Source organism: Nonomuraea sp. NPDC050202 (assembly GCF_040656115.1).
Classification (GTDB): Bacteria; Actinomycetota; Actinomycetes; order Streptosporangiales; family Streptosporangiaceae; genus Nonomuraea.
Map to the genome: position 1 here is coordinate 170944 of NZ_JBFALF010000024.1, position 8563 is coordinate 179506.

Below are 8563 nucleotides of genomic sequence, written 5' to 3' on the forward strand. Positions count from 1 at the left end.
CCGGGCGCCGCCGAGACGTGCCACGGCGTCAGACGCGCCTCCACAGGGCGGCCACGTTCGGGGGCTCCCAACCGGTGAGCGCCGTGTGCGCCTGCGTGCATTCGTAGGTCAGCCCGTTGTACGTCACCCTGTCCCCCACGCGGTAGGCCGTGCCCGCACGCCAGGTGCCGCCGGACTGGGAGGCGGTCGGCGTCGGGGTGGGGGTCGGCGTGGCGGTCGGAGTGGGGGTGGGGGTCGGGGTTGTCGGGTTGCCGCCGCCGAAGTCCACGTCGGAGCAGGTGTAGAACGCCTCGTTGCTGCCGACCACGCGCTGCCAGATCGAGTAGAGGATGTGGCGGCCGGAGCGCTGCGGGAGGTTGATGGTCCAGTTGGTGAACGTCGTCGGGTTCTGGCCGTTGAACGTCTTGACGTGGACCAGGTCGGACCACTTGAGGGGCATGGTCGGGTTCCAGCCCTCGCGCGTGATGTAGAACTCGAAGTTGCTGTTGGCGTGCGGGGCGGTCGCGTGGTAGGTGAGCGTGAAGGTGCCGGGGCTCACCTTGGTCGCGGGCCAGTCGGCGCGCTGCAGGTCGAGGCCGCGGTACTTCTCCCGCCCGGCACTGCAGAGCTTGCCGTCGGGGATGAGCTCGCGGTGCCGTCCGCCCGCCTCCAGGAGGGAGACCTCGTTCCAGTCGTAGTAGGCCTGCGTGCCGCCGGCTGCGACGGCGGCCTTGCAGGCGGCGGACTTCGGCGCCTCGGGGCCCTCGTTCTTGCAGACGTAGACCCGGCTGGGCGGGTTGGACATGGTGCCGTGGGCGTGGGCCGCGGACGCGGGCAGCAGGGCCAGCAGTCCGGAGGCCGCCATCGTGGCGGCGATCGTGCTCTTGCGCATCTCGCACTCCTGGGGGTGAGAGGAGTTCGTACGGGCCAGGGCAGAATTAAAAGTAAACTTTCCTAATATTTAGCTGTTTCGGACGGCTTCCGCAAGCGGTTCGGGACAGAAGGTCCAGCCATCCGCGTCGCCGGCGGGACGGGCCGGCCCGCGCCGCGCCCACTGCGGCGCTCAGGTGAGGCCGACGGTCTGCCGCTCGGGCTCGATGACGGCGACGACGCGCTCCTCTTCCCGGGGATACGGCTCGCCGATGTACTTCGTCGAGATCTGGTCGACGACTTCCCAGGCGGCGTCGCCTTCGAGCCATTCGACGACGCGCCCGCGGACGATGACGGGCTGGAACGGGTTGTCGGCGGCCGTCAAGGAGAGCGCCACCCGCGGATCCCGCCGGAGGTTGCGGGCCTTGCGCGAGTGCGGGCCGGTGAGGAAGACGATGTGGTCGCCGCGGGTGGCGATCCAGAGGGGGACGGAGTGCGGCGAGCCGTCCGGCAGGACGGTGGCGAGGTGGGCCAGCGAGGTGCTGTCGAGGGCGCGGCGCACGTCGGGGTCGAGCTTCATCTTCTTCTCCTGGGTGGGTGGGGGGTTGCGGGGGATCAGCGCTGGATCTCGTAGTGGAGATGGGCCTTTCGGAGTTCCCTGAGGAGACTCCATGACCGTAGCACCTGGAGTTCCCTCAGGGAACCCCAATTGCTAGACTGCTCGCATGCAACGCACGAACTTCGGGGAGATGGCCTGCTCCATCGCGCGCACCCTCGACGTGATCGGTGAGCCCTGGTCGCCCCTGATCCTGCGTGACGTGTGGGTCGGCATGAGCCGCTTCGACCAGCTCCAGGCCGATCTCGGGATCTCCCGCAAGGTGCTGACCGAGCGCCTCAACCACCTCGTCGACCATGGCGTGCTCGAGCGCCGCCCCTACGACAACCGGCCCCGCTACGAGTACCACCTGACGGCCAAGGGCACCGAGCTCGTCGACCTGCTCATGGTCATGGCCGGCTGGGGAGACAGATGGCTCGCGGGCGAGGCCGGGCCGCCGGTGCTCTACCGCCATCACGCGTGCGGCGAGGTCAGCCAGGTCGACCTGCGCTGCGCCCACTGCGGCGAGCCGATGCACGCCGGCGACATCGACGCGCTGGAAGGGCCGGGCGCGGCCGTCTGACCGCGGCGTCGAGAAGGGGACGCAGGCGTTCTGTCGTTCGCTGTTGCTATAGATGACGCCACCACCTGATCTTCACGGAAGCAGGATGTTCGATGGCATCAGTGACGTTTCGCGACGAGAGCGCGACCGGCCGGGCGCTGGCGGAGTTCTTCCTGCCCGGCCTCCCCCAGCGGATCTCGGCCCGGGAGCTGGTACGGCTGCGCGTACGCGAGGAGGTGGCCCGGCACAACGCCTCCCCCGGCCACCACTTCCGCGGCCTGGTCAAGCCCACCGACTCCGAGGCCGAGCTGAACGGCTACCGCTTACGCACCGCACGCAGGCTGGACTGGGAGAAGCAGGCCGACGCCGCCGAGGCCGCGTTCGCCCGCAACGGCTTCCTGCTGCTGGTCGGCGACCGGCAGATCGAGGACCTCGACGTTCAGATCGACCTGGCCGCCGACCCCGTCGTCTCGTTCGTCAAGCTCGTCCCGCTGGTCGGTGGCTGACATGAGCGTTCTTGACGGCGTCCTGTCCCCTCTCGCGCAACGCCTGCTCCACCTGATCACCGGCACCGCGAACGATCCCACTCACTGGCCCGCAGCCTCCCGTCTGAGCGTCGGCCTCGTGGGCGTGGGCTTCGGAGCCCCCATCGCCACGGTCGGAGCCCGGTACGCGATCGACAAGCACACCAGGCGGCGGTTGGTCGAGCCGGCCCGTGAGCTGGTCGAATTCCTGCTGGAGGAGAACAGAAGGCACGCGTACCGCCGCCTCCCCGTGCTGGTGGCGGCGGGGCTGGCGGGCATGGACGCCGACGTGCGCGCCGCGCTCGCCGAGGGCTGCGGCCCGATCGCGGTCTCCGAGATGGACGTGCTGCTCAGCTGGGACGTGGAGCTCCGGGCGCTGTTCCACGAGGCGGAACGTTTCCCCGAACCGGTGCCCAGCCTGCCCGAATGGCTCGGCGGGCTGCCCGGTTATCCGGACTTCGCCCGTACGGCTCTGGAGGCGGCGCGGGCCCGCGTCGCGGCGATCCACGCGGGCGAGATCCCGTACAAGGCGGAGAAAGCGTTCGACGACGGCGAGAAGCGCGCACTCGGCCGGGCCGTGCGGCTGGCGCTCCACCGCGACGAGCCCTGGCTGCCCGAACTGCTCGACGAGCTGGTACGCGGCATCGCGGTCGCCCCCACCCAGGCCAAGACGCTGCCCTCGCAGGCACTGCTGTTCGAGATCGCCCGCGCGGCGGAGGAGTGTCCGACGCCCGAGGCGATCTCCGCGCTGCGCACCGCCCGCCGCATCACCCGGCACGGCGGGGTGCCCATGCAGCTCGACCGCAAGTTCAAGCGCATGGAGCCGGCCCTGGCCGAGCGGCTGGAGGTGGCGTTCAGGATCCCCGACGGGCGCGTACGGCAGGCGATCGGCGAGCATCGCCGACCGCTGCATCCTCACCGACCGTTACCTGGTGGTACGGGGCGACCTGCGCACCTACAGGATCCACCTGGGGTCGGCGAACATCCTGATGGAGCCCAACGACGCCTACCTGTGCATCGTCTCCGCCCCCGGCCCGCGCCCCGGGCTGTTCCTGCCCTTCGAGGAGGACGGCCGGTTGGCGCTCATCCTCAGCAAGGCGTTCCTGCTGGCGAACGACACCGCCATCACCGATCCCTCCATCACCCGCCAGCTCCGGACAGCGGTTCCGGCGGCGGAAGGAAGGCCTTAAGAGTTCGGTGAGCCGGCTCCGCGAAGCTACAAGCACATCGAAGAGCTGCTGCAGTCGGCAAGACGTTCTCGACGGGCGTGCTGTACCTCATCTACCGGCCCGCCAAGGCCTCCTGGAAAGCCGGCCTGCCGAGGCGCCAGTGACATCCTGCCCGCCGTGCCGGCGACGCGCGACCTCGGCAAAGAGCTTTCCAAGGCTGTGTCGACCGCCTCTGACCAGGGACGCGGGCGGGTAGAGAGCCGGCGTACGTACCATCACGAGGGCCTGTCCGGTATGAACGCCGTCTTGCGAGGTATCCGGCGGCGCGCCGAGCAGACGCCGCCGTCGCGGGAGCGGTTCATCGACCTGCTCCGGGCGATCTCCATCGTCGCCGTGGTCCTCGGGCACTGGCTGGTGGCGACGGTCGGCTACGACCGGGACGGCGAGCTGGCCGGCCGGTCGGCGCTGCCGGAGCTGCCCTGGGCGCATCCCCTCACCTGGCTGGTGCAGGTGATGCCGGTGTTCTTCCTCGTCGGCGGGTACGCCAACGCGGCGTCCCTGGCCGCCGAACGCCGCCGCGGCGGGAACGCGACCGGGTGGCTGCTCAACCGGAGCGGCCGGTTGCTGCGCCCGACCACCGCCCTGGTGCTGACCACGGCCGGTGGCGCGCTGGTCGCCCGGGTGGTGTTCGGCGCCGATCCCGCGCGGGTTCGCCTGGTGGCCTGGTTCGCCTCGATCCCGCTGTGGTTCCTCGTCGCGTACCTGGCCGTGGTCGTGCTGACCCCGGTGATGTACGCCCTGCACCGCCGATACGGCCTGGCGGTGCCGGTGGTGCTGGTCTGCCTCGTCGCCGCGGGGGACGTGGCCCGCCTGCTCGGCGAGCCGCTCTGGGGCTACGGCAACTACCTGTTCGGCTGGCTGGCCGTCCATCAGATGGGGTTCGCCTGGCGGGACGGCCTGCTGCCGGCCCGGGCACGGGTCGTGCTGCCGCTGCTGTGCGGCGGGGCCGGCGCCGTGCTGGTGCTCACCCTCGTCGGGCCCTACCCGGTCAGCATGATCAACGTGCCCGGGGAGCGGCTGCACAACATGTCGCCGCCGAGCCTGGCCCTGCTGGGGGTGGCCGCCGCCCAGGTCGGGGTGGCGCTGCTGCTGCGTGACCGGGGCGAGCGATGGTTGCGGAGCTCGCGCGCGTGGCTCGCGGTGGTCGCCGTCAACGCGGTGATCCTGACCATCTTCCTCTGGCACATCAGTGCCGCGATCCTGCTCACGGCCGCGATGCATGTGGCGGGCGTGCTGCCCACTCCCGGCGTCGGCTCGGCGGCCTGGTTCGCCTGGCGGCTCCCCCTGCTGATCATGCTCAGCCTCGTTCTGCTGTCGCTGGTCGCGATCGTGGGACCGATCGAGATCCGCAGCCCCGACCGGGTCACGCGCCCGGCGACGGGGCTGCTGCCGGGCGTGGCGGGGTGCGTCGCCGTCGTCGCGGGGCTGCTCGGCAACAGCGTGCTGCCCAGTACGAGCCCGACCCTGTTCGGCTGGCCGACGCCGGCACTGATCGCCTATCTCGCCGGCGCGGCGACCCTGCGCCTCCTCCGGCACACGAACAGCCACTGAGACCACCCGGTCTCAAAATCTAATCTCCCTATCATTAGTTTCTGAGATAGCGATAGATGGTCGCCCGGGAGACATCGAAACGGGCGGCTATCTCCTCCACGCCGTGGCCTTCCGCGTGCAGGGAACGGGCCTGCGCGATCTGCTCCCCGGTGAGGGCGGCACGCCGTCCGCCGTTGCGTCCCCGGGCTCGCCCGCGGGCCCGGGGTGCGGCCTGTTCGCCCAGCAGGGCCCTGGCGCCGTCCAGGATCAGGTCGCGCAGCCGGTCGGCCGGCTCGTCGCGGAACAGCACCACCGGATCGGCCAGCCCGGCCACCACCTGCGAGGCCCGCACCCGCTGCGCCAGCCCGCCCCCAGGGCCTGCAACCAGGTCGTTGGCCAGCGCGATCGCGGCACGGAAGCGGTCGGCGACAGGGGCCTGCACCAGCAGCGTCATGTCCTTGACCAGCATGGTGAGCGTGTGCCGGTGCCGCAGGTGCACGTCCACGTACCCCTCGATCGCCCGCCACCGCACCTCCTGCGCGCCGCCGCAGGTCTCGGCCTGGGCCAGCACCGACTCCAGCTCGTCCAGGAGCGGGAACGTGAGCTGGTGGAGGATCTCCTCCTTGGAGTCGAAGTGGTAGTAGAGGGCGGCCTTGGTGATGCCGACCTCGTCGGCGATCGCCTGCATCGAGGTGGCGCGGTAGCCGCGGGCGGCGAACAGGGCACGCGCCGCCTCCAGGATCCGCTCGGACGTCATGGACCTCACTTACCCGCGGTCAGTTTCTTCGCTAGAGTGCTTACCGCTGGTCAGTCTATTGCCACACGGGGATGATCTGTATGCGAACCAAGGTGTCCTTCGCCGCTGACGGCGTCCGGTGCGCGGGCTACCTCTACCTGCCGGCCGGTTCCGGCACGGTGCCGTGCGTGGTGCTCAGCCACGGCTTCAGCGGAACCATGGACCGGCTCTTCGACTACGCCGAGCACTTCGCCGCCGGAGGCTTCGCGGCCCTGGTCTTCGACTACCGCGGCTTCGGCGAGAGCGCCGGCGAGCCGCGCCAGCTTCCCGACATCGACGGCCAGCTCGCCGACATCCGCGCCGCCGTGGCCTTCGCGCGCGGGCACGAGCGGGTCGACCCCGGCAGGGTGCTGCTGTGGGGCAACTCGCTGGGCGGCGCGCACGCCATCACCGTGGCCGCCGGTGATCCCCGGATCGCCGCCGTGGTGGCGCAGATCCCGTTCAACGGGTTCCCGAAGAAGGTCGAGGGACGGGCGACCGGTGAGACGCTGCGGCTGCTGGGCGCGATCGTCTGGGACGCGCTGCGGGGCAGGCTGGGCCTGAGCCCGTACTACATCCCCATGGTGGGGCGGCCGGGAGAGCTCGCCGTGACCGCCACCCCCGAGGCCGACCAGCACATCCAGACCCTGACCGGCGGGCGGACGACGCTGTGGCGCAACAGCGTCGCACCCCGGGGGCTGCTGCGGATGATGCGCTACCGGCCCGCCGACGCCGCGGCCCGCCTGGCCTGCCCGCTGCTGGTCTGCGTCGCGGCCGACGACCGGGAGACGCCGCTGGAGACCACCCGCGTGCTGGCCGACCGCGCGCCACGCGGCGAACTGCGCGCCTACCCCGGAACCCACTTCACCTTCTACACCGACCCCGCGCTCCGGGAACGCGTGGTCGCCGACCAGATCGGCTTCTACCGCCGGGCTTGCGCGACGGTGTGACGCCCGGCTGCGGCGCGGGGTGGCTCACGCGAGCGGGAGAGGCCGCGGCCGGGCCGGCTCCCGTGCTGACGCGTGCGGTGGCGCGTCAGCGGCCGCGTCAGGACGGTGACGGTCCGGTGTCAGCGGGGTCGGTGATCGTAGACGACATGAACGACGCAGCGCCTGCCCGTTCAACCGGAAACTCTCCAAGGAGCACACCCGTCATGTCGATCACCCTCTCCGACCAGGACCAGCTCACCCTCCGCATCGCCGCCTGGGGTGCGGTCTCGCTGATGTCGGCCGCCGGCGCCGCCGGCTCGGCCCACAAGGCCGCCACCAACGGCTCCATCGCCCTGACCTCGGCCACCGGCCTGGTCGGCCACATCCTGGCCAAGGCGCCCAAGGGCGTGAGGTACGGCAAGACCGTGGCCGAACTCGCCGATCAGGTGCTGCCCGCCCTGACCGCCTCCATCACCCTGCTCAAGCAGCACGCCCCCGACGAGGCCGGCAACTTCCGCCGCACCGTCACCGTCGCCATCGACGCCGCCGTCCAGTCCCAGGCCGGCGAGCCCAGCCCCACCATGACGGACATGGCCCGCAAGATCACCGAAGCTCTCGACGCCGCCTGACCACCTCCTCCTCCAGACCCCGTGACACCTCGCAAGGGAGCCCCTCACATGTCCACCACCCACGACCGCTCCGCGCTGCAGCGGATTCTTCAGGAGATGATCGACTCCGGTTTCGTCGGCGTGACCCTGCGCGTCAACGACGAACACGGCGAATGGACCGGCCCCGCCGGAACGGCCGAGCTCGGCGGCACCGAGCCGCCGCCGATCGACGGGCACGTGCGGATCGGCAGCAACACCAAGACCTTCACCGCCACAGCGGTACTGCAACTGGTGGCCGAGGGCAGGATCGGCCTGGACACGCCGGTGGCCGACTACCTGCCGGAGTTCGGGCTGGACCCGCGGATCACGGTGCGGATGCTGCTGCAGCACACCAGCGGCCTGTTCAACCACACCGGCGAGTACTACGAGGACGGCACCATCGCACCCGGCATCCCGGCCACCCCCTCCGGCAAGGAATGGGTCGACCACCGCCTCCACACCTACCAGCCCGAAGACCTGGTACGGCTGGCGCTGTCGAAGCCGGCGCGGTTCGAGCCGGGCACCGACTGGAGCTACGCCAACACCAACTACGTGCTGGCCCGGCTGCTCATCGAGAAGGTCACCGGCCGCCCGGTCGCCGAGGAGATGCAGCGGCTCATCATCGGCCCCCTCGGCCTGACCGGCACCATCCAGCCCACCACCGAAACCGGCCTGCCCGCCCCGCACCCGCACGCCTACTACCGCTACGAGACCGACGGCCAAGAGACGATCGTGGACGTCACCGAGCACAACCCGTCCTGGATCTCCAGCGGCGGCGACATGATCTCCACCAGCCGCGACCTGCACACCTTCATCACCGCCCTGCTCGCCGGCAAGCTGCTGCCCGCCGACCTGCTGGCCGAGATGTGCACCCCCGAGGCCAAGGCCGGCTACGGGCTGGGCGTGTTCATCCAGCCCACCCC

The 8563-nt window shown here is 70.9% G+C and carries 10 protein-coding genes; 7 read left to right on the forward strand and 3 right to left on the reverse strand.

Going from position 1 to position 8563, the window contains the following annotated elements; genetic code table 11:
- Positions 1-28 precede the first annotated feature (28 nt).
- Both AB0I79_RS43330 and AB0I79_RS43335 read right to left on the reverse strand, forming a co-directional pair.
- On the reverse strand, positions 29-871 hold the full coding sequence (locus AB0I79_RS43330; protein ID WP_357886188.1) for a lytic polysaccharide monooxygenase: 843 nt from the start codon (positions 869-871) through the stop codon (positions 29-31).
- Positions 872-1042: 171 nt separating this feature from the next.
- Positions 1043-1429, reverse strand: coding sequence for a PPOX class F420-dependent oxidoreductase (locus AB0I79_RS43335; RefSeq protein WP_357886190.1), 387 nt, complete (start codon positions 1427-1429; stop codon positions 1043-1045).
- Positions 1430-1574: 145 nt separating this feature from the next.
- On the opposite strand from AB0I79_RS43335, the gene AB0I79_RS43340 reads away from it, so the two are divergent.
- The 4 genes from AB0I79_RS43340 to AB0I79_RS43355 all read left to right on the forward strand — a co-directional run bounded on the left by AB0I79_RS43340 (position 1575) and on the right by AB0I79_RS43355 (position 5310).
- On the forward strand, positions 1575-2027 hold the full coding sequence (locus AB0I79_RS43340; RefSeq protein WP_357886192.1) for a helix-turn-helix domain-containing protein: 453 nt from the start codon (positions 1575-1577) through the stop codon (positions 2025-2027).
- A 92-nt stretch (positions 2028-2119) separates the two neighbouring features.
- Positions 2120-2512 carry a hypothetical protein gene (locus AB0I79_RS43345; protein ID WP_357886194.1) on the forward strand — a complete coding sequence of 131 codons (393 nt, stop codon included), beginning with the start codon at positions 2120-2122 and terminating at the stop codon, positions 2510-2512.
- Position 2513: 1 nt separating this feature from the next.
- Positions 2514-3731, forward strand: a complete 1218-nt coding sequence (locus AB0I79_RS43350; RefSeq protein ID WP_357886196.1) for a hypothetical protein — start codon at positions 2514-2516, stop codon at positions 3729-3731.
- Between the two features lie 274 nt (positions 3732-4005).
- The gene (locus tag AB0I79_RS43355; RefSeq protein WP_357886198.1) at positions 4006-5310 is read left to right on the forward strand and encodes an acyltransferase; all 1305 of its coding nucleotides are present in this window, start codon (positions 4006-4008) and stop codon (positions 5308-5310) included.
- Positions 5311-5344: 34 nt separating this feature from the next.
- Here the strand turns inward: AB0I79_RS43355 and AB0I79_RS43360 are convergent, their stop codons facing one another.
- Positions 5345-6046: a TetR family transcriptional regulator gene (locus AB0I79_RS43360; RefSeq protein ID WP_357886200.1), complete on the reverse strand. Its 702-nt coding sequence runs from the start codon at positions 6044-6046 to the stop codon at positions 5345-5347.
- Between the two features lie 80 nt (positions 6047-6126).
- Between AB0I79_RS43360 and AB0I79_RS43365 the strand changes: the two genes are divergently transcribed.
- From AB0I79_RS43365 to AB0I79_RS43375, 3 genes are all read left to right on the forward strand, one after another.
- Positions 6127-7014 carry an alpha/beta fold hydrolase gene (locus tag AB0I79_RS43365; protein WP_357886202.1) on the forward strand — a complete coding sequence of 296 codons (888 nt, stop codon included), beginning with the start codon at positions 6127-6129 and terminating at the stop codon, positions 7012-7014.
- Between the two features lie 203 nt (positions 7015-7217).
- Positions 7218-7622: a hypothetical protein gene (locus tag AB0I79_RS43370; RefSeq protein WP_357886204.1), complete on the forward strand. Its 405-nt coding sequence runs from the start codon at positions 7218-7220 to the stop codon at positions 7620-7622.
- Positions 7623-7670: 48 nt separating this feature from the next.
- On the forward strand, positions 7671-8563 hold an 893-nt coding region (locus AB0I79_RS43375; protein ID WP_357886206.1), incomplete at its 3' end, for a serine hydrolase domain-containing protein.

Coding starts and splice junctions, on each gene's coding strand:
- AB0I79_RS43340 (WP_357886192.1), top strand. CDS start 1,575: ATGCAACGCACGAACTTCGGGGAGATGGCCTGCTCCATCGCGCGCACC.
- AB0I79_RS43345 (WP_357886194.1), top strand. CDS start 2,120: ATGGCATCAGTGACGTTTCGCGACGAGAGCGCGACCGGCCGGGCGCTG.
- AB0I79_RS43365 (WP_357886202.1), top strand. CDS start 6,127: ATGCGAACCAAGGTGTCCTTCGCCGCTGACGGCGTCCGGTGCGCGGGC.
- AB0I79_RS43335 (WP_357886190.1), bottom strand. CDS start 1,429: ATGAAGCTCGACCCCGACGTGCGCCGCGCCCTCGACAGCACCTCGCTG.
- AB0I79_RS43360 (WP_357886200.1), bottom strand. CDS start 6,046: ATGACGTCCGAGCGGATCCTGGAGGCGGCGCGTGCCCTGTTCGCCGCC.
- AB0I79_RS43370 (WP_357886204.1), top strand. CDS start 7,218: ATGTCGATCACCCTCTCCGACCAGGACCAGCTCACCCTCCGCATCGCC.
- AB0I79_RS43330 (WP_357886188.1), bottom strand. CDS start 871: ATGCGCAAGAGCACGATCGCCGCCACGATGGCGGCCTCCGGACTGCTG.
- AB0I79_RS43350 (WP_357886196.1), top strand. CDS start 2,514: ATGAGCGTTCTTGACGGCGTCCTGTCCCCTCTCGCGCAACGCCTGCTC.